Source organism: Pseudomonas sp. 210_17 TE3656 (genome assembly GCF_054821965.1).
The window spans coordinates 1,847,220-1,865,973 of sequence record NZ_JBTRBC010000001.1 but is presented as its reverse complement, the minus strand read 5'-3'; the positions used below and the strand labels follow the sequence as shown (position 1 = coordinate 1,865,973).

Genomic DNA, 18,754 nt, shown 5'->3' with positions numbered 1-18,754 from the left:
TCGGGGTTGTCCGTTCGCGACCTATTTACGTCGGTAGGCGCGCGCCGCATCGCGGTCTTTCTCTTCCTGCCACTGTTCGTCGCGTTCATCCCAATGACGCGCACGGTAGTCCTGCAAGTCCTGGTTTTCCTGCATGGCATGGCACTGGCGGAAACCGTCGTCCCAGCCGGTTTCGTACTGGCGATTGTGCAGGTAGCGGGGCACGTCCTTGCGAAAATCCCCGGCCATTACCCCGGCTGCCTGGCGACCGCTGCTGCAGCCGTCCTGAAAGCCATCGGCATAGGCGGGTGGATAGCCTTGGTTGATCAATTGTTCGTGGGTTGATTGGCAACCTGTAAGTAACATCATTACGCCCAGCACCCACCCGCACCGCTGCATCTTCGGACTCTCCGCAATCTGTGGATAAGTCTAGGTGAGCAGTTGTCGGTGATGCGTCAAAACGGTGTGAAGCTATCGCGGGGCAAGCCCGCTCCCACAGTGCTTGTGGGAGCGGGCTTGCCCCGCGATAGGATCAGTAGTGGTACCACTTCAACTCCAGCATCACCTCGTTCTGCGCCGTCGCCAGCTGACTGAATTCACGCTTGGCACTCAGGCGCAAACCCAGGTCACGGGACAGCTCCCACTGCTGGTTCAGGCTCAGGCTACGGCGCACTTCGCCATTGGTGAAATAATCGGCCTTCGCCTCGACACTCAGATTGCCCAACGGATTGCGCCACAGCAGACCGGTGTTGAAGCCGGCAGCCGGAGCAATGAACTCCGCGAAGTCGTTGTTATGTTCGACCCTCACCGTACCCAGGGCAAAGCCGAGCATTTCGTCGGCCAGTTGCCAGGTGCCGCCCGCGCCGCCATTGACGTGGCTGACCAGCACTTCATCGTCATGCTTGCCCAGCACCCGCTCAAGGCCGCCGGTCACCTGCCACGACCAGGGTTGCAGCAGGTCGTTGCGCGGCGTCAGCGAGCGGATGGTGGCCAGGTCCAGGCGCTGGACCTGCCAGTCGTTGTTCTCGTACTGGCGCACCTTGAGCTGGAGGATCTCGATCTGTGCGCCGAGGGGGAAGCCATAGGCGTTGTCGTTGAGATCGTGGTAGGCCATGCGCAAGCCGTATTCGGCAAAGGCGCGGTCTTCGCGGGTACCTACGCCAAGTTGCCAGGTACGTGACTGGTGGCCATCTTCAGGCAGGCCCGGGCGTTCGATATCCAGTTCTGGCGCCGGGTTGCGGTTGATCGCCCGCAGCAGCTCGAAGCTGCGTTGGGTACGTGCCGGGTCGCGCTCCTGACCGTTGGCGCGGTAGCGTTCGAGGCGGTAGGCGGCATCCTGGACCAGCGCCTGGCGCTCGCGCGGCAGGGCGCTGAACTCGGCACTTTGCAGGTGCGCCGTATCGGCACTGACCGCCAGCACTTGTTGCTGCTCCGCGGCGTCCAGCGGCTTGGCGCGCTCCAGCAATTCGCGCTCGCGCGACGGCCGATAGTCGATGCGTTCCACCAGGCCCGACTGCTTGACCGCCTTGACCGTGTCGGTGGGAATCGCGGTCAGGGGAAACTGTGAAGTGAGATCCAGGCCCGGCCGGGCGACCTGAAGCAATTCGAGCAGCCGGTAGGAGCAGTTTTCGTCGAAGAAGAAGTAGTCGAACTGAATCTGTTTGAGCTCCCAGACATGTTCGACCATGCGCCCGGTTTCTTCCGGCGTCAGGTTAAGGCGGTATTCCCACAGGTCGCGGTTTTCCAGGCTGCGGTACTCGGAGAGTTTTTCCTGGTACGGCACCAGCGCGAACAGTCCCGGATAGCCGCCCATCAGGCCTTTCCAGGCGTAGAGGATGCTGTTGTCGTTGCCTTCGATGTAGGCGCCGAAGTTGATCGCATAGCTGAGCAGGGCGGTCTCGTTGCTCTGCACGTCGGCCTGGTCGATGCGCAGCAGAGTGTGGCCGAACATCGACGAGGGGCTGTTGAGGTAGGCGGCAGGGAAGATCATTACCGCACTGTGCGGTGAGACGTCCTTGTACCACTGGGTGTATTCCTTGCAGTCCGGCGCCGGCAGGTCATCGAGCTGCAGTTGTTCGCGCAGCCAGCGGGTGCGTGCCGGGAATACACATTGCGCATGTTTGTCGCCCAGACTGGCCGGTGCATACAGGGCCTGCAGCGTGGCACGCAGCTCCTGGTCGGGATGGTGGGCACCGTCCTCGGCGAGGAAGAAGCGCCGGTCATCGACATAGCTGCGCCAGCCGCCGAGCTTGGCGGTCTCGTAGTGGCCCAGGGAAATCCAGTAACGGTCGGCGGCCAGTTGCGCAAGGCGCGTGTCATCGAACGAGGGAGCAGCTTGCAGCGGGGCGCAGGCACAGAGCGCCAGGTAGGCAAGGCGTTTGAGCATGTCGGGCAACTACGTCTGAATGATGCCGATAGAGGCAGGAAACAACCCGCCCCGGCCTGGGGCGGGTGGGCCGAGCTTAAGCCTGGGGCGCGTATTTGGCCAGGCGTGGATCGCTTTTGAGTACCGCCAGGGTGTTGCTGTGAACGTCTTCGGCAGTCACATCCGCAGTCTTGAAGATTTCCTGGAAGTGCTGGTGGGTGACGGCGGCAAAGTGCGCACGGTCTTCCGGGGCGACGCCAAGTACCACGGCGTAGGTGGTCAGCGCTTCGCCCTGACCTTTGGCCATGTCTTCGGAGAGCTCGTTCATCATGCCGTTCATGGCGAACCAGGATTTACCGCCATAGGTCAGTGCCGCGTTGGTCGAGCAGCCGTTGGTGCCCGAGGTCATGCCGAATGTAGCGTTGCCGGATGTACCGTTGGTGGTGGAGGCGAGGAAGTGGGCCGGTGTGCCGCGCTGGCCCTCGAACAGCATGTTGCCCCAGCCGCAGTCCGGTCCACCAGGGGCCTGGGCCATGGCGTTGAGGGAAACCGCGGTGAACAGAGTACCCAGAAGAATCCGTTTCATAGCTTTGTTCTCTTTCTAGTCGTCGATAGCAAAGGTCAGGGTTGTCTGGCATGTCTGTCAGCAGAGTTGCCAGGGGCGGGTCGGTTGTTTACCCAGCCGCGCAGTAATGGAGTTTAGGCACGATCTAAGGGTTCCGTGATTTATTGCGAAAAATTGCTGAGGAAGGTTGATCTGGCGCGGGTTTTCGACCCTGCGACATATTGTGCTGATGAGCCTTGCAAGGCGCGGGCAGGCGGCGCCAGAATGCCGTCATCTGCCCCGCCGAAGTAAGGAAGCCCGATGCCCGATCCTGTCGCTGCGAGCCTGCGTCTTGCGCCAGAAGCCTTGACCCGGCCGTTTTCCGCCGAACAGTTCGCCTTTTCCACCACCAATGATCTGGAGCCTTTTCGCGGTGTGCTTGGCCAGGAACGTGCTGTCGAAGCCTTGCAGTTCGGCGTCGCCATGCCCCGTCCCGGTTACAACGTGTTTGTCATGGGTGAGCCCGGCACCGGGCGTTTCTCGTTCGTCAAACGTTACCTCAAGGCCGAAGGCAAGCGCCTGCAAACGCCGTCGGACTGGGTTTACGTCAACAATTTCGACGAGCCGCGCGAGCCGCGCGCCCTGGAACTGCCGCCGGGCAGCGCCGGGGCGTTCATCAGCGATATCGGCGGTCTGATCGACAACCTGCTGGCCACCTTCCCGGCGGTGTTCGAGCACCCGTCCTACCAGCAGAAGAAAAGCGCCATCGACCGCGCCTTCAATCAGCGCTATGACCGTGCCCTGGATGTCATCGAGCGCGCTTCGCTGGAAAAGGACGTGGCCCTGTACCGCGACAGCAGCAACGTCGCCTTCACGCCGATGGCCGATGGCAAGGCGCTCGACGAGGCGGAATTCGCCCAGTTGCCGGAGGCCGAGCGCGAGCGCTTCCATGAAGATATCGCCGTCCTTGAAGAGCGCCTCAATGAAGAGCTGGCCAGCCTGCCGCAGTGGAAGCGCGAATCGAACAATCAGCTGCGCCAACTGAACGAAGAAACCATCACCCTGGCGCTCCAGCCTTTGCTTGCGCCGCTGTCTGAAAAGTACGCCGAGAATGCTGCCGTGTGTGCCTACCTGCAGGGTATGCAGGTTTATCTGCTGCGTACCGTGGTCGAGCAACTGGTCGATGACAGCAAGACTGACGCCCAGGCGCGCAAGCTGCTGGAAGAGCAATACGCACCAAGCCTGGTGGTCGGCCATCACGTCAGTGGTGGCGCTCCGGTGGTGTTCGAGCCGCACCCGACCTACGACAACCTGTTTGGCCGGATCGAATACAGCACCGACCAGGGCGCGCTCTACACCACCTACCGCCAGCTGCGCCCCGGCGCTTTGCACCGGGCCAATGGCGGCTTCCTGATCCTCGAAGCGGAGAAGATGCTCGGTGAGCCGTTTGTCTGGGATGCGCTCAAGCGCGCCCTGCAATCGCGCAAGCTGAAGATGGAGTCGCCGCTCGGTGAATATGGCCGCCTGGCCACCGTCACGCTGAACCCGCAGATGCTGCCGCTGAACATCAAGGTGGTGATCATCGGCTCGCGCCAGCTGTACTACGCCTTGCAGGACCACGATCCGGACTTCCAGGAAATGTTCCGGGTGCTGGTGGACTTCGACGAAGACATCCCCATGGTCGACGAGAGCCTGGAGCAGTTCGCCCAGTTGCTCAAGACCCGCACCAGCGAGGAGGGCATGGCACCGCTGAGCGCCGATGCGGTGGCGCGTCTGGCGACCTACAGTGCGCGCCTGGCCGAACATCAGGGGCGTTTGTCGGCGCGTATTGGCGACCTGTTCCAGCTGGTCAGCGAGGCGGATTTCATTCGTCACCTGGCCAACGACGAGATGACCGATGCCGGTCATATCGAACGGGCGCTCAAGGCCAAGGCGACCCGCACCGGCCGGGTCTCGCAGCGCATCCTCGACGACATGCTGGCCGGGATCATCCTCATCGACACCGAAGGCGCTGCGGTCGGCAAGTGCAACGGCCTGACCGTGCTGGAAGTCGGTGATTCGGCCTTCGGTATCCCCGCGCGCATCTCCGCCACGGTTTATCCCGGTGGCAGCGGCATTGTCGATATCGAGCGTGAGGTCAACCTCGGTCAGCCGATTCACTCCAAAGGCGTGATGATCCTCACCGGATACCTGGGCAGCCGTTATGCCCAGGAGTTCCCCCTGGCGATTTCCGCGAGTATTGCCCTGGAGCAGTCCTACGGTTACGTGGACGGTGACAGTGCGTCGCTGGGCGAGGCCTGCACGCTGATCTCGGCGCTGTCGAAAACCCCGCTCAAGCAGTGCTTTGCCATCACCGGTTCCATCAACCAGTTCGGCGAAGTGCAGGCGGTTGGCGGGGTCAACGAGAAAATCGAAGGCTTCTTCCGCCTGTGCGAGGCCCGCGGACTGACGGGCGAGCAGGGCGCGATCATTCCGCGTGCCAACGTCGCCACGCTGATGCTCGACGAGCGCGTGTTGCAGGCGGTGCGTGCAGGCATGTTCCACGTCTATGCGGTCAGCCAGGCTGACGAGGCGTTGAGCCTGCTGGTCGGCGAGCCGGCCGGTGAGCCGGATGCCGAAGGCGAATTCCCCGAGGGCAGCGTCAACGCCCGCGTGGTAGAGCGTCTGCGGGTGATCGCCGAGATGATCAGCGAAGAGGAGCTCAAAGAGGCCGAGAAAGAGCATGCCGAGCAAGCCCTGGCTCAGGTGAAGTCGTCCTGAGTCAAATAATCGGCGCCGCAGCGGTCATGACCGCTGGGCGCCGGTTTTTCCACGCGGCAGCGGATTTCTTCTATTCTTCAATTCAGGGATCGTAGTCATTACAGGATCGAAACAGCCTTGCCCGCAGGGCTGAACCAGGGTTTACCGAGGATCGTCGCCATGCCGCGCAGCCTCAGCCTCACCCGCCAATGCCTGGGCCTGGTGACCCGCATTGAATGCAGCATTCGCCCACTGGCCGGTGACAACGGCATGTGGACCCTTTTATTTGCCGCCGGCATGGCTGGCGAGCAACCTTCCGCGATCAAAGCCCAGGGGCCTTTTCACGGGCCGTTTGTGGCCGAGTCGGTGCTCGACGCGATTGTCGACAGCCTGACCCTGCATGGCTATCAGGTGGCCGACGATCCGCAGATCTGGTGCGTGCATCTGCAGGCCCAGTTACGCCGGATCAATGGTGAGCGTGTCCATCACGTCGGCGACTTCCAGTTCAACCCGGAAACCTGAAGCGTCGATCCGCAGGCACCGCAACAACGCCCGGCGCTGCCCCTGTGGCAGCGTGCCACGGGCTTTTTCTGTCATGGCTGGCTGTTATACTCGCGCTCGCTTTTTTTGCCACCTGACGAGTTTTCAATGGAACGTATTATCGAAAATGCGATGTATGCCTCGCGCTGGCTGCTCGCCCCGATCTATTTTGGTCTGTCGTTGGGCCTGCTGGCGCTGGCACTGAAGTTCTTCCAGGAGATCTTCCATGTACTGCCCAATATCTTCTCGCTGGCCGAGGCTGACCTGATCCTGGTGATCCTTTCGCTGATCGACATGGCCCTGGTCGGTGGTCTGCTGGTGATGGTGATGATTTCCGGTTACGAGAACTTCGTTTCCCAGCTGGACATCGACGAAGACAAGGAAAAGCTCAACTGGCTGGGCAAGATGGACTCGTCTTCGCTGAAGATGAAGGTGGCGGCGTCGATCGTGGCGATCTCCTCGATCCATCTGCTGCGGGTGTTCATGGATGCACGCAACATCGAGACCGAGTACCTGATGTGGTACGTGATCATCCACATGACCTTCGTGGTATCGGCCTTCGCCATGGGTTACCTGGACAAGCTGACCAAGCACTGATCGACCCGCTTAGCGACTCACATGACCGCCCGTCCGTTGCAAAACGGACGGGCGGTTGCGTTTTTGCCTTGTGCTTTGGCGCCGGCTGTACAAAAAATGAACGGTCATTTGAAGTACCTGCTCACGTTCCCGTCGCGAGGTATCACCATGAACCTTCAACAACTGAGCACCGAGGCCAGGGCCGGCCATGTCGAAGAACTCAACCTGATCGCCCTCGAAGGCGGCGATTTCATTATCGAAGCACGGGTGAAAGGCCATGCCCATCCACTGGATGACAAACATGGACAGCGCGTGAAAGTGCATTCTGTGGTCGATGCGCAGCGTCTGCTCAATGGCTTGCCAGCCGTGCCGGTGCACATGGTGCACTGGTCGATGGATGACGAGATGTGCGGCGCAGGCAGCGCCGGTGACGGTGACCTGAAAATCCCGATGCCACGCCGTTCTGCCTGGTAGCTGAACTGCTTTGCCGCAGTGTGCTAGGCTGCTCGCCCTTTTCATAAAGGGCGCGGTTGTCGTGCGCCCTGCAGCGGAGCAAGCAAATGTCCGAAATCAACCTGTCTACCGACGAAACTCGCGTCAGCTACGGCATCGGCCGTCAGCTGGGTGGCCAACTGCGTGACAACCCGCCACCGGGTGTTAGCCTGGACGCAATCCTGGCCGGCCTGACCGACGCTTTCAACGGCAAAGACAGCCGCGTCAGCGAAGAAGACCTGTCGGCCAGCTTCAAGGTCATCCGTGAAATCATGCAGGCTGAAGCCGCGGCCAAGGCCGAAGCTGCTGCTGGTGAAGGCAAGGCCTTCCTGGTTGAAAACGCCAAGCGTGACGGCATCACCACCCTGGCTTCGGGCCTGCAGTTCGAAGTGCTGACCGCTGGTGAAGGCGCCAAGCCGACCCGTGACGACAGCGTGCGCACTCACTACCACGGCACCCTGATCGACGGCACTGTGTTCGACAGCTCCTACGAGCGTGGTCAGCCAGCAGAGTTCCCGGTCAGCGGCGTGATCGCTGGCTGGACCGAAGCCCTGCAACTGATGAACGCCGGCAGCAAATGGCGCCTGTACGTTCCGAGCGAGCTGGCTTACGGCGCTCAGGGCGTTGGCAGCATCCCGCCGCACAGCGTACTGGTGTTCGACGTCGAGCTGCTGGACGTACTGTAAGCACTGCGCAGGGCCTTTTGGCCCTCATCGCCGGCAAGGCCGGCTCCCACAGGATTGCACTGATCTAAAGATCAACCGGGTCTCTGTGGGAGCTGGCCTTGCCAGCGATGCTTTTTCAGTTCCACTCGGCTCCACCGCCAGGGCGCAACGCCCGCGCATAGCAGAACAGGAACAGGTTCCTCACCAGTTCCTTGAGCACAATCGGCTCACTTGAATTCAAACCGTTAAGGTCCAGGTCACCCTGATCGCGCAGTTCGTCCAGTGCTTCTTGTTCGAGCACGGCACAGACTTCGCCGGTTTCCCGGTGCAGGATGCGCAGGTAAGGATGCGGGCGGTCAAGCCAGGCGTCTATCAGATAAGTCATGGCTATTCTCCTTGAAAGCGTTCAATGAGAATAATTCTTATTATCAAAATAGCAAGAGACTATTGGGAAAAAATCGCCCAACGGTGTTTGGCGAAATGTTTCGAGGCTGGCTGGCAGCCCCGAAACTACCGGGACTCAGACCTTGCGGACGAATTCGGATTTCAGCTTCATCGGGCCGATGCCGTCGATCTTGCAGTCAATGTCGTGGTCGCCATCGCACAGGCGGATGTTCTTGACCTTGGTGCCGACCTTGACCACCAGCGAGGTGCCTTTGACCTTCAGGTCCTTGATCACGGTGATGGTATCGCCGTCCTGCAGGACGTTGCCCACCGAATCCTTCTTGACCGCTTCATCGCTCACTGCCTCGGCTTCACCGGCGGCGGACCACTCGTGTGCGCACTCGGGGCAGATCAGCTGGGCGCCGTCTTCGTAGGTGTATTCGGAGTTGCATTTAGGGCAGGGTGGCAAAGTGCTCACTAGGGTTCCTCAAGACGTACAGGTACAAAACCTACATTGTATAGGGTTTTGTCCGTCAGAGGGTAATCGGGCCCATCGAGCGATGGGCCAGAGGCGGGATCAGTGGGTACGGGCGACCGCGAATTCGCTCAGTTCCACCAGGGCATCGCGGTACTCGCTGGCTGGCAGCACGTCCAGGCAGGCGATGGCGCGGGCCACGTAGTCGCGGGCCAGTTGCGCGGTGTAGTCCAAAGAGCCGGAAGCTTCGACCGCCGCACGGATGCTTTCGAGGTCTTCGATGCCGCCTTTCTGGATCGCCTGGCGCACCAGTGCAGCCTGTTCGGCGGTGCCTTCGCGCATGGTGTAGATCAGCGGCAGGGTTGGCTTGCCTTCGGCCAGGTCGTCGCCGACGTTCTTGCCCAGAGTTTGCGCATCGCCTTTGTAGTCGAGCAGGTCGTCGACCAGCTGGAAGGCTACGCCCAGGTGATCACCGAAGGTGCGCAGCGCTTCGCTTTGCTCAGGGGTGGCCTGGGCCAGGGCGGCGGCACTGTGGGTCGAGGCCTCGAACAGCATCGCGGTCTTGCCGCGGATGACGTCCATGTAGACTTCTTCGGTGGTGCTCGCGTCGCGGACCTTGGACAGCTGCAGGACTTCGCCCTCGGCGATGACCCGGGTGGCCTTGGAGAGGATCTGCATGACCGGCATCGAGCCCAGTTCGACCATCATCTCGAACGAGCGCGAATAGAGGAAATCACCAACCAGCACGCTCGGTGCGTTGCCCCACAGGGCATTGGCGGTGGACCGGCCGCGGCGCATGCCGGACATGTCGACCACGTCGTCGTGCAGCAGGGTGGCGGTGTGCAGGAATTCGATAGTGGCGGCCAGCAGGCGCACGTCGTCGCCTTCGCGACCCAGGGCCTTGCCACACAGCAGCACCAGCAGCGGGCGCAAGCGCTTGCCACCGGCTGAAGTGATGTAGTCGCCGATTTTCGATACCAGCGGTACACGCGAAGTCAGCTGTTTCTTGATAATCTCGTCAACGGCGCTGAAGTCGTCCGCTACCGCTCGGTAGAAAGCTTGGGGTTGCATCGGCCACAGGTGCTCCATAAAGGTTGCGCGGCATGCTAGGTCGCGGGTCCCGGCGTGTCAAGGCGCGGTCCCCGCAGGCCGGGGGCGGGACTTGCAAGGGGCGAGCGGCTTGCGTACAATCGCGCACCCTGAACTTCCTGGGCAGCACCTGCCTTACGCAATTGCACTGGGCCGTTCCAGCCCTATGCAGCCATGCCAGCCAATACTCTTCCTATAAAGAGCTGGGTGAGCAGGATTATCGGAGAAATACCCATGTACGCAGTAATTGTTACCGGTGGCAAGCAGTACAAAGTCGCCGAAGGTGAATACCTGAAAATCGAAAAACTGGAAGTCGCCACTGGCGAATCCGTGACTTTCGACCGCGTTCTGTTGGTTGCCAATGGCGACGACGTGAACATCGGCGCTCCAGTCGTTGCTGGTGCCAAAGTTGTTGCTGAAGTGATCTCCCAAGGTCGTCACGACAAAGTTCGCATCATCAAGTTCCGCCGCCGTAAGCACCACATGAAGCGTATGGGCCACCGCCAGTGGTTCACCGAAATCAAGATCACCGGTATTTCGGCTTAATCGCCTGAATCCATTTCTGGAGAATTGAACCATGGCACACAAAAAAGCTGGTGGTAGTACCCGTAACGGTCGCGACTCAGAAGCCAAACGCCTTGGCGTGAAGATGTATGGCGGCCAGGCTATCATTCCTGGCAACATCATCGTGCGTCAGCGCGGCACCCAATTCCACGCTGGCTACGGCGTTGGCATGGGCAAGGATCACACCCTGTTCGCCAAGATCGCGGGTAAGATCAAGTTCGAAGTAAAAGGCGCCTTCGGTCGTCGTTACGTGAGCGTTGTCGCCGAGTAATCGCGCGAACGCTGGAAAAGCCCTGTCTCGCGACGGGGCTTTTTCGTTTGTGGGGTGAGTCTCTTGCAAAGCTGTTTGTATGGGCTGCCGGCGTGGGTTGTTACTGTCGTGACGGGGCCGCCGCGCTCACTTTTGCAAGAGCCTTATGTCTTTGTGTCACTCAGCTCGTCCAGCTGACGAGAGGCGGTTTTTATGAAGTTTGTTGACGAAGTATCGATCCGGGTCAAAGCCGGTGATGGCGGTAACGGTTGCATGAGCTTCCGCCGCGAAAAATTCATCGAGAACGGTGGTCCCAACGGCGGTGACGGTGGTGACGGCGGCTCGGTGTTCATGGTTGCCGACGAGAATCTCAACACCCTGGTCGACTACCGTTACACCCGTCATTTCGACGCCCAGCGCGGCTCCAACGGCGGCAGCACCGACTGCACCGGCAAGAAAGGCGACGACCTGATCCTGCGCGTGCCGGTCGGCACCACGGTGATCGACGCCGCCACCCAGGAAGTCATCGGCGACCTGGTCAAGCCTGGCCAGAAATTGATGGTGGTTCAGGGCGGCTGGCACGGCCTGGGCAACACCCGTTTCAAATCCAGTACCAACCGTGCGCCACGCCAGACCACCCCAGGCAAGCCGGGTGAGCAGCGTGACCTGAAACTGGAAATGAAAGTACTGGCCGACGTCGGTCTGCTGGGCTTGCCGAACGCCGGCAAAAGTACCTTCATCCGTTCGGTGTCGGCCGCCAAGCCGAAAGTCGCCGACTATCCGTTCACCACCCTGGTGCCAAACCTGGGCGTGGTCAGCGTCGACCGCTGGAAGAGCTTCGTCATCGCCGACATTCCCGGCCTGATCGAAGGCGCCTCCGACGGTGCCGGCCTGGGTATCCGCTTCCTCAAGCACCTGGCGCGTACCCGCCTGCTGCTGCACCTCGTCGACCTCGCGCCGCTGGATGAAAGCAGCAGCGCCGATGCCGCCGAAGTGATCGTCAACGAGCTGACCCGCTTCAGCCCGTCGCTGGCCGAGCGTGACCGCTGGCTGGTGCTGAACAAGACCGACATGCTGATGGACGACGAGCGTGACGAGCGCGTCAAGGAAGTGGTCGAGCGTCTGCAGTGGGAAGGCCCGGTCTATGTGATCTCGGCGATCTCCAAGCAGGGTACCGAGCAGCTCAGCCGCGACATCATGCGCTACCTCGAAGACCGCGCCGACCGCCTGGCCAACGACCCGGCCTACGCCGAAGAGCTGGCTGACCTCGATCAGCGTATCGAAGACGAAGCCCGTGCCCAGTTGCAGGCGCTGGACGACGCGCGTGCCTTGCGCCGTAGCGGCGTGAAGAGCGTGCACGACATCGGCGACGACGATGACGACGATTGGGATGAGGACGACGAAGACGGTCCGGAAATCATTTACGTGCGCGACTGATTCGTTGCAGTACACTAAACGCCGCTCTCTGGAGCGGCGTTTTAGTATCTAAAGATCTATATAGGTTGGAAGAAGATGCGGAGCAAGGTGACGGGTGCGCAGCGCTGGGTGGTGAAGATCGGCAGTGCCCTGCTGACAGCAGATGGCAAGGGCCTGGATCGCGCGGCCATGGGGGTCTGGGTCGAGCAGATGGTAGCGTTGCATGAGGCGGGTGTGGAATTGGTTCTGGTGTCGTCCGGGGCGGTTGCCGCCGGGATGAGCCGCCTGGGCTGGGCCAAGCGACCGAGTGCGATGAACGAGCTGCAGGCTGCGGCTTCAATCGGCCAGATGGGCCTGGTGCAGGCCTGGGAATCGAGCTTTGCCGAGCATGGCCGGCACACCGCGCAGATCCTCCTGACCCACGATGACCTCTCCGACCGCAAGCGTTACCTCAACGCCCGCAGTACCTTGCGCACGCTCGTCGAGCTGGGCGTGGTGCCGGTGATCAACGAGAACGACACGGTGGTCACCGACGAAATCCGTTTCGGTGACAACGACACCCTGGCCGCGTTGGTGGCCAACCTGGTCGAAGCCGACCTGCTGGTGATCCTCACCGACCGCGACGGCATGTTCGATGCCGACCCGCGCAACAACCCCGATGCGAAGTTGATCTATGAAGCCCGTGCCGACGATCCGAGCCTGGATGCGGTAGCCGGTGGTACTGGTGGTGCCCTCGGCCGTGGCGGCATGCAGACCAAGCTGCGTGCTGCGCGTCTGGCTGCACGTTCCGGTGCCCATACGATCATCGTTGGCGGGCGTCTGGAGCGCGTGCTCGACCGCCTCAAGGCTGGCGAACGTCTTGGCACCCTGTTGTCGCCTGAGCGCGGCATGCTGGCGGCGCGCAAGCAATGGCTGGCCGGGCATCTGCAGACCCGTGGCACCCTGGTGCTCGACGACGGCGCGGTGAAGGCCTTGCGCAAGGACAACAAGAGCCTGCTGCCGGTCGGGGTCAAGACCGTGCAGGGCAGCTTCCGCCGTGGCGAGATGGTGGTTTGCGTCGGTCCTGATGGCCTGGAAGTCGCCCGCGGTCTAGCCAATTACAGCGCCCTTGAGGCGCAGAAAATCATCGGACAGTCGTCTGAAGCGATCGAAAGCCTGCTGGGCTACAGCGCCGAGCCGGAGCTGGTGCATCGCGACAACCTGATTCTGGTCTGAGGAAACAACCGTGCTCAAAGGGATAGTGACAGCTGCACTGCTGGCGTTGCCGGTACTGGCCTCGGCCGAGGAAATCGGTCAGGTGTCGACGGTGTTCAAGTTTGTCGGGCCGAACGACCGTATCGTCGTCGAGGCTTTCGATGACCCGAAGGTGGAAGGGGTGACCTGCTACCTGTCGCGGGCCAAGACCGGTGGTGTGAAAGGTGGCTTGGGCCTGGCTGAAGACCGTGCCGAAGCGTCGATCGCCTGTCGCCAGGTGGGGCCGATTCGCTTCAAGGAGCAGCTCAAGGACGGTGATGAGGTGTTCAAGGAGCGCACCTCGCTGGTGTTCAAGACCATGCAGGTGGTGCGCTTCCTCGACAAGAAGCGCAATACCCTGGTCTATCTGGTGTACTCGGATCGCTTGATCGAAGGCAGCCCGCAGAACGCGGTGACGGCGATTCCGATCTTGCCGTGGGCCCAGCAGTAACACCGGGTTGAATTCATCGCGGGGCAAGCCCGCTCCCACTGGTGGGAGCGGGCTTGCCCCGCGATTAGCTTCAGGCTGAAGCTTCTTCCTCTTCTTCTTTGCGCACTACCGCCTTCTCCACATCCCGGCGGCTGATGTACTTCCAGTCTGCCTCGTCGATGTAGATCCCGTTCGGCCCGCTACCGCCTTCCAGGTCGATGGCGACATGCGCCGAGACCTGCGGCTTCACACTCGCCAGAATCGGTACGAAGCCCAGCTGCAGGCTGGTTTCCAGCAATGCCGCCTGGTTGCGTTCGTCGATGTCGGCTGCCTCGTCCAGGTAGTACGGCAGGCGCACGCGACCGGCCAGGTCGCGGTCCATCAGGTGCAGCAACAAGTACATGTTGGTCAGCGCCTTGATGGTCATGGTGGTGCCGTTGGATGCCGCGCCGTCGATGTCGGTGTGGATCACCGGCTGGCCACCGACCTTGGTGATCTCAAAGGCCAGTTCGAACAGGTCCTTCAGACCCAACTGGTTGTGGTTGGCCGCTACCAGGCGCGCCAGGTACTCCTTGGCCTCTTCGTTCTTGTTGTCCTGCTCGGCGCTGGCGCTCAGGTCGAACACCGACAGGGTCTCGCCTTCTTCGTACTGGCCGGCGCTGTGGATGATCTGGTCGATGTGCTTGAGCGCTTCCTTGTTCGGCGCCAGGACAATGCGGAAGCTCTCCAGGTTGGAGACCTGACGCTTGTTGATCTCTCGGTTGAACAGCGCCAGCTGGTGCTCGAGGCTGTCGTAGTCGCTGCGGATGTTGCGCAGGGTCCGGGCAATGTCGGTGACGGCCGCGCGGCGTGCCTTGCCCAGGGTCAGGGCTTCTTCGGTACGGTGCGAGTAGGCGTTGATCAACAGCTGCAGGCGGCGCTCCATGTCGTCTTCACTGTCGAACTTGGCCACGCCCTTGAGACGCACCTGGGCGTACAGCGCTTCGATCTGGCCGTCGACCCGCAGCAGGCCTTGCCAGCTGTCCTGGTAGTCGTTGAGCAGGGGCAGCAGGTTGTCCATGGAGTCATCGACCGGCTCCATGAACGGTGTACCGAACGGCAGGTCGGCCGGCAGCAACTGGCGGCGGCGCAAGGCGTCGTCGAGGGTGCGTTGCTTGGCTTCCATGTCGGCGATCTGCCGGCCGACCAGTTGCAGCTTGGCCGACAGTTGCTGGACGCGTTCGGTGAAGGCGTCGCTGGAGCGCTTCAGTTCGTCCTGGGCGGCTTCCATCTGCGCCAGCTGTTCGAGCTTGTCGCCTTCCTCGGCGGCCAGGGTCTGGCTGCGGCGGAAATCTTCCAGGGCCTTTTGTGCGTCCAGTACCTGCTGGTACAGGGCTTCGGTCTGGGTCTTGCTCGCGGCGCGGTCGGCCGCCACCGCTTGCTGGGTCTTGAGCTGCTTGAGCTCTTTCTCCAGACGTTCTTTCTGGTCGCGCAGCGCGGCACGGTCGGCCAGGGCCTGCAGGGCAGGCGGCTCGATGTGCGACAGGTCGATCGACAGGCCCGGGGCTTCGAAGCGCTCGCCCATGAAGCCGTCGAGCACCGCTTCCAGGGATTTGACCCAGACGTCGCTGTCATCCAGCTCGATACCGCGCTCGCCCAGCGGCAGGCTGAACAGCGCGCCGTTGAACAGGCGCATCAGGCGCTCGACGTCCTGCTGCGAGAACTCTTCGCGCAGGCGGGCGTAGCTGTTGTTGTCGGCATGGTCGAGCTGTTGCTTGACCGATTTCAGGCGCTTTTCCAGATCGCGCAGACGCTCTTCGAGGTCTTCGGCGCTGAACTGACGGGACTGGGCCAATGCACCGGCCAGTTCGTCGTGGGCGTCCTTGGCGGCCAGCAGTTGCTGCTCCAGAACCTTGACGTCGTCGACCAGGGCGAAGCGGTGTTTGAGCACCGACAGCTCGCCGAGCCAGCGCTGCACGCCAGTGATTTCGCGTTCCAGGCGCATCAGCTCCTGGGTGCCGCCGCGCTGGTCGTTCTGCAGGTGGTCCTGTTCGTTCTTGTAGTGCTCGGCCTGGATCACCAGTTCTTCTTTACGGGCACTGGCGTAGTCCTGCCAGGTGCCGAGCAACGAATCGAGCAGCGGCGACAGGCGATGCAGCTTGCCGCGCAGGATGTCGCGCTGGGCCACGCCGTTGGCCAGGGCCTCGACCAGCGGGCCGGCAGCGACCAGCGAGTTGTAGTCCTGCTCCATGCGGCGCACGTCGCGGAAGGCCTCTTCGCAGGCGGCGATGTAGTCGACGCTACCCGAGCGCAGGCTGTGCTCGAAGGCATCGAGGAACAGCTGCTTGAGCTTGGCTGCAGTAATTTCACGCATGTGCAGCAGGTTGATGAACAGCGCGCGGAAGGTTTTCAGGCTCTGCTCGCTGGTGGAGCGCAGCGGGATCAGGGTGAGGTCGAGCGGGATCGAAGTGTGGCCGCCGACCAGCAGGCGACGCAGTTCGTCAGGCTTGAGCTCGTAGGCTTTGAGGCCATTGCGCTCCAGGTTGTTGAACAACTCCTTCTGGCGCAGGCAGGTGTCGTCCTTCTGGTAGTGCGCCAGGTCCAGCTCGCCGGCGTAGGCGAAGAACTGGTGGCCGAAACCGCCGCCCGGGCCACGACCGACCACGCCGATCACGTGCGGGCCGTGAGGCAGGTTGACCTCACAGAGGATGTAGCTGGTGTCGCTGGCGAAGTAGAAACGGCGCGACTGTTCCAGGCTGTACTTGCCGAAGCTCATGTCGGACATGCGCGCCAGGATCGGGAACTGCAGGGCGTTGATCGAGGCACTCTTGCCCAGGTTGTTGGCACCGTAGACCGACAGCGGGTGTTCCAGGGGGAACAGGCCGAGGCTGTAGCCGGCGGTGTTGAGCAGTGCGAAGCGGCGAATGCCGTAGCGTTCCTGGCTCATGCGTCAATCTCCTGTTGCTCTTCGGCGATGGCTCGGGCCAAGGCGTCTTCTTCGCTTTCTTCGAACGGGCTGAGGTCGAGCGGGTCGTCGGTGCGGTTCAGCTCTTCAGGGCTTTCTTCCTCGACCAGTACCGGCGTTGGCAGCGGCAGGGCGCTGTGCAGGCTGGCGGCCAGGTCGCGGTCTTGCTGGACCGACAGGCAGACATCGAGGAAGCGGTGCATCGGCGGCAGGAAGCGGTAGATACCGTTTTCTTCGTGAGCAAAGCCGAGCTGGGTCATGCGGCGCATGATCTTCTCTTCCAGCTCGTCCGGGGTTTGCACTTCGGCCTGAATGAACAGGTCGCGGTATTTTTCCAGCATCGATGGCAGTTCATCGCGGCCGAGGCTGCCGCCATCGAGGACCGACATCGGATCGCGGCCCTGGTCGGCCAGGTGTTCAACCAGGATGAAGGTGAACAGCGACAGGCGCTGGGCGGTCTTGTTGACCTGCGCGGCGGCCAGCTCCGGGACGAAATAGTAGAAACCACGGGTGTCGCACACCAGTTCGAAGCCCAGGGCCTTGAACAGGCCGCGGTACTGGTCCTGGAAGTTCGACAGTTGGGCGTACAGCTCCGGGTCGCGGCGGCTGATGTGAAAGCCCTTGAACAGCTCGCGGAAGATCGGTGCGAGCTGAGGCAGTTCGGAAAGATCAAGATGCATGGGCAGGGCTCGCAGTAGGCTCAGGCGATGGATCGCGGCTCGATGTCAGGGCGAAGGAGCGCAGGCTGACCAGGTGTTCGCGGGTGATGTATTCGCGGCGCTCGAGGCGCTCGCGGGTAAAGCGTTTTTCCCGCGACAGGCGCGAGAACCAGTACAGCAATTCGTCGGTGGCGCCTTCGGGCTCCTGCTCCAGCAGCCAGACCATCAGGTCCGGCAGCGGCAGGGCGCCTTCGCAGCGCTCGAGCATTTCCTTGACCGTGCGCGGCGCACGCGGGGCTTCGCCCTTGTGGCTCTTGTGCGCCTTGGGGAACTTGGCCGGCTTGGGTTCGAAGCGGGCCAGGGCATACACGTAGGCTTCGACCTGGCTGGCACTGCCGAGGAAGGTGCTCTGCGGGCGGGTGAACATCGGCATGGCCGCCTGCGGGACTGCATCCAGGCCCTTGCGGCGGATCACCGAGAGGGCCAGGGCGGCGCCACGGGTCACCGCGTTGTGGCGGCGGGCTTCTTCGCGCAGTGGCAGCAGCAGTTCGCGGGCATGGCGCAGGGTCAGCTGGGCGCTGGTCTGCATCTCGAGGATGCGCGCATGGGTACGCAGCAACATGTCGTCATCAACCAGGTGGCCGAGGCGGGCCTGTTCGCCGAGCAGACGCAGCAGCACGGTTTCGACCTTGCGCACGCCCTGTTCGAAGGCGCCATCGGCATTGACCAACTGGATCATCGGCTCGACATATTCATCCCAGGTTGCAAGAACCTCGGCGTAACGCTGGCGCAGGGGGATCTGGCGGTCGCTGGTCTTGGCCCGTTCGGCCACGGCGACCAGCGCCTGTTCGTCGTTGTCGAGTTTCTTCAGGACATCGCGTACGCGCATGTCGAGCAGGCGCAGCTGGCGCGCCAGGTCGTTGCCGTCGCGAATCTCGAAGGCGTCCTGGATGTGTCCGGCCAGACGCTCGAGGTGGCGTAGGTAGGCCTCGATCTCCAGGCACAGGCCCAGGCGGTGCTCGCGGCGCAGGTAGGCGAGGAAGTCGTGAATCTGTGCGTTGAGCTCGAAGCGGTTGGGGCTTTTCGCTACCGGCACGAGGATATCCAGGCGGATCCAGACGTCGAGCAGGCTGGTGATGTCCTGGGGCGTGCTCTCCAACTGCTGGTTGGCCAGTTGCTGGCGCAGTTCGCTGAGGCTCAGGGTGCCCCCGTCGAAGCGCTCGCACAACGGCTCAAGCAAGGCCCAGTGTTCGGCTAGGGCGCGCAGGACGCGCTTGGGTTCGATCATTGGCGGGTCGACTCGTTGCCAAATAAAAGCGCCGATTGTACTGCATCAGGTGCCTGTCGATTCACCCCCTGATCGTTTGAACCTGCTGTCGGGCGGTTTTCTGCCGATCAACAGCGGCGCCG

The 18,754-nt window shown here is 62.1% G+C and carries 19 protein-coding genes; 10 read left to right on the top strand and 9 right to left on the bottom strand.

Annotation, left to right across the window (positions count from 1 at the left end; translation table 11 throughout):
* Positions 1-21: 21 nt before the first annotated feature.
* The 3 genes from ACVI9W_RS08920 to ACVI9W_RS08910 form a co-directional block, all read right to left on the bottom strand.
* Positions 22-378, bottom strand: a complete 357-nt coding sequence (locus tag ACVI9W_RS08920; RefSeq protein ID WP_422420955.1) for a hypothetical protein — start codon at positions 376-378, stop codon at positions 22-24.
* Between the two features lie 133 nt (positions 379-511).
* Positions 512-2,365: an Lnb N-terminal periplasmic domain-containing protein gene (locus ACVI9W_RS08915; RefSeq protein ID WP_461529784.1), complete on the bottom strand. Its 1,854-nt coding sequence runs from the start codon at positions 2,363-2,365 to the stop codon at positions 512-514.
* Between the two features lie 76 nt (positions 2,366-2,441).
* The gene (locus tag ACVI9W_RS08910; protein WP_461529783.1) at positions 2,442-2,930 is read right to left on the bottom strand and encodes a DUF3015 domain-containing protein; all 489 of its coding nucleotides are present in this window, start codon (positions 2,928-2,930) and stop codon (positions 2,442-2,444) included.
* A gap of 279 nt (positions 2,931-3,209) precedes the next feature.
* On the opposite strand from ACVI9W_RS08910, the gene ACVI9W_RS08905 reads away from it, so the two are divergent.
* The 5 genes from ACVI9W_RS08905 to ACVI9W_RS08885 all read left to right on the top strand — a co-directional run bounded on the left by ACVI9W_RS08905 (position 3,210) and on the right by ACVI9W_RS08885 (position 7,921).
* Entirely contained in the window at positions 3,210-5,648 is a 2,439-nt protein-coding gene (locus ACVI9W_RS08905; RefSeq protein ID WP_461529782.1) for a Lon protease family protein, read from the top strand.
* Positions 5,649-5,807: 159 nt separating this feature from the next.
* On the top strand, positions 5,808-6,149 hold the full coding sequence (locus ACVI9W_RS08900) for a PA4575 family protein (RefSeq protein WP_038614813.1): 342 nt from the start codon (positions 5,808-5,810) through the stop codon (positions 6,147-6,149).
* 126 nt (positions 6,150-6,275) lie between these two features.
* A complete protein-coding gene (locus tag ACVI9W_RS08895) occupies positions 6,276-6,764 on the top strand; it encodes a TIGR00645 family protein (RefSeq protein ID WP_038614811.1) in 489 nt (162 codons plus the stop codon).
* A gap of 147 nt (positions 6,765-6,911) precedes the next feature.
* Complete coding sequence (locus ACVI9W_RS08890; RefSeq protein WP_461529781.1) at positions 6,912-7,217, top strand: DUF6482 family protein; 306 nt, start codon at positions 6,912-6,914, stop codon at positions 7,215-7,217.
* Between the two features lie 86 nt (positions 7,218-7,303).
* Entirely contained in the window at positions 7,304-7,921 is a 618-nt protein-coding gene (locus tag ACVI9W_RS08885) for an FKBP-type peptidyl-prolyl cis-trans isomerase (RefSeq protein ID WP_191832792.1), read from the top strand.
* Between the two features lie 115 nt (positions 7,922-8,036).
* Here ACVI9W_RS08885 and ACVI9W_RS08880 read toward each other — a convergent pair whose 3' ends face one another.
* The 3 genes from ACVI9W_RS08880 to ACVI9W_RS08870 form a co-directional block, all read right to left on the bottom strand.
* Positions 8,037-8,285: a PA4570 family protein gene (locus ACVI9W_RS08880; protein ID WP_038614802.1), complete on the bottom strand. Its 249-nt coding sequence runs from the start codon at positions 8,283-8,285 to the stop codon at positions 8,037-8,039.
* A gap of 135 nt (positions 8,286-8,420) precedes the next feature.
* The gene (locus tag ACVI9W_RS08875; protein WP_038614799.1) at positions 8,421-8,762 is read right to left on the bottom strand and encodes a zinc ribbon domain-containing protein YjdM; all 342 of its coding nucleotides are present in this window, start codon (positions 8,760-8,762) and stop codon (positions 8,421-8,423) included.
* 99 nt (positions 8,763-8,861) lie between these two features.
* Entirely contained in the window at positions 8,862-9,830 is a 969-nt protein-coding gene (locus ACVI9W_RS08870; protein WP_157194294.1) for a polyprenyl synthetase family protein, read from the bottom strand.
* 252 nt (positions 9,831-10,082) lie between these two features.
* Here ACVI9W_RS08870 and rplU point away from each other — a divergent pair, with 252 nt between their 5' ends.
* From rplU to ACVI9W_RS08845, 5 genes are all read left to right on the top strand, one after another.
* On the top strand, positions 10,083-10,394 hold the full coding sequence (rplU, locus tag ACVI9W_RS08865; RefSeq protein ID WP_038614793.1) for a 50S ribosomal protein L21: 312 nt from the start codon (positions 10,083-10,085) through the stop codon (positions 10,392-10,394).
* 31 nt (positions 10,395-10,425) lie between these two features.
* Positions 10,426-10,683 (top strand): 50S ribosomal protein L27, encoded by a 258-nt coding sequence (rpmA, locus tag ACVI9W_RS08860; RefSeq protein WP_010225698.1) that lies wholly within the window; start codon positions 10,426-10,428, stop codon positions 10,681-10,683.
* Between the two features lie 192 nt (positions 10,684-10,875).
* Entirely contained in the window at positions 10,876-12,099 is a 1,224-nt protein-coding gene (gene cgtA / locus ACVI9W_RS08855; protein WP_422422526.1) for an Obg family GTPase CgtA, read from the top strand.
* A 75-nt stretch (positions 12,100-12,174) separates the two neighbouring features.
* A complete protein-coding gene (proB, locus tag ACVI9W_RS08850) occupies positions 12,175-13,293 on the top strand; it encodes a glutamate 5-kinase (protein WP_038614787.1) in 1,119 nt (372 codons plus the stop codon).
* Between the two features lie 10 nt (positions 13,294-13,303).
* The gene (locus tag ACVI9W_RS08845) at positions 13,304-13,762 is read left to right on the top strand and encodes a CreA family protein (RefSeq protein WP_038614784.1); all 459 of its coding nucleotides are present in this window, start codon (positions 13,304-13,306) and stop codon (positions 13,760-13,762) included.
* A gap of 70 nt (positions 13,763-13,832) precedes the next feature.
* On the opposite strand, the gene mksF is transcribed toward ACVI9W_RS08845, so the two are convergent.
* Genes mksF through mksB form a run of 3 tightly spaced genes read right to left on the bottom strand, consistent with a single transcriptional unit; the run spans position 13,833 to position 18,632 of the window.
* On the bottom strand, positions 13,833-16,667 hold the full coding sequence (gene mksF / locus ACVI9W_RS08840) for an Mks condensin complex protein MksF (RefSeq protein WP_461529780.1): 2,835 nt from the start codon (positions 16,665-16,667) through the stop codon (positions 13,833-13,835).
* A complete protein-coding gene (mksE, locus tag ACVI9W_RS08835) occupies positions 16,664-17,365 on the bottom strand; it encodes an Mks condensin complex protein MksE (RefSeq protein WP_038614780.1) in 702 nt (233 codons plus the stop codon). Before mksE ends, mksF begins: the two co-directional genes overlap by 4 nt.
* Entirely contained in the window at positions 17,355-18,632 is a 1,278-nt protein-coding gene (gene mksB, locus ACVI9W_RS08830; protein ID WP_461529779.1) for an Mks condensin complex protein MksB, read from the bottom strand. Before mksB ends, mksE begins: the two co-directional genes overlap by 11 nt.
* Positions 18,633-18,754: the final 122 nt, after the last annotated feature.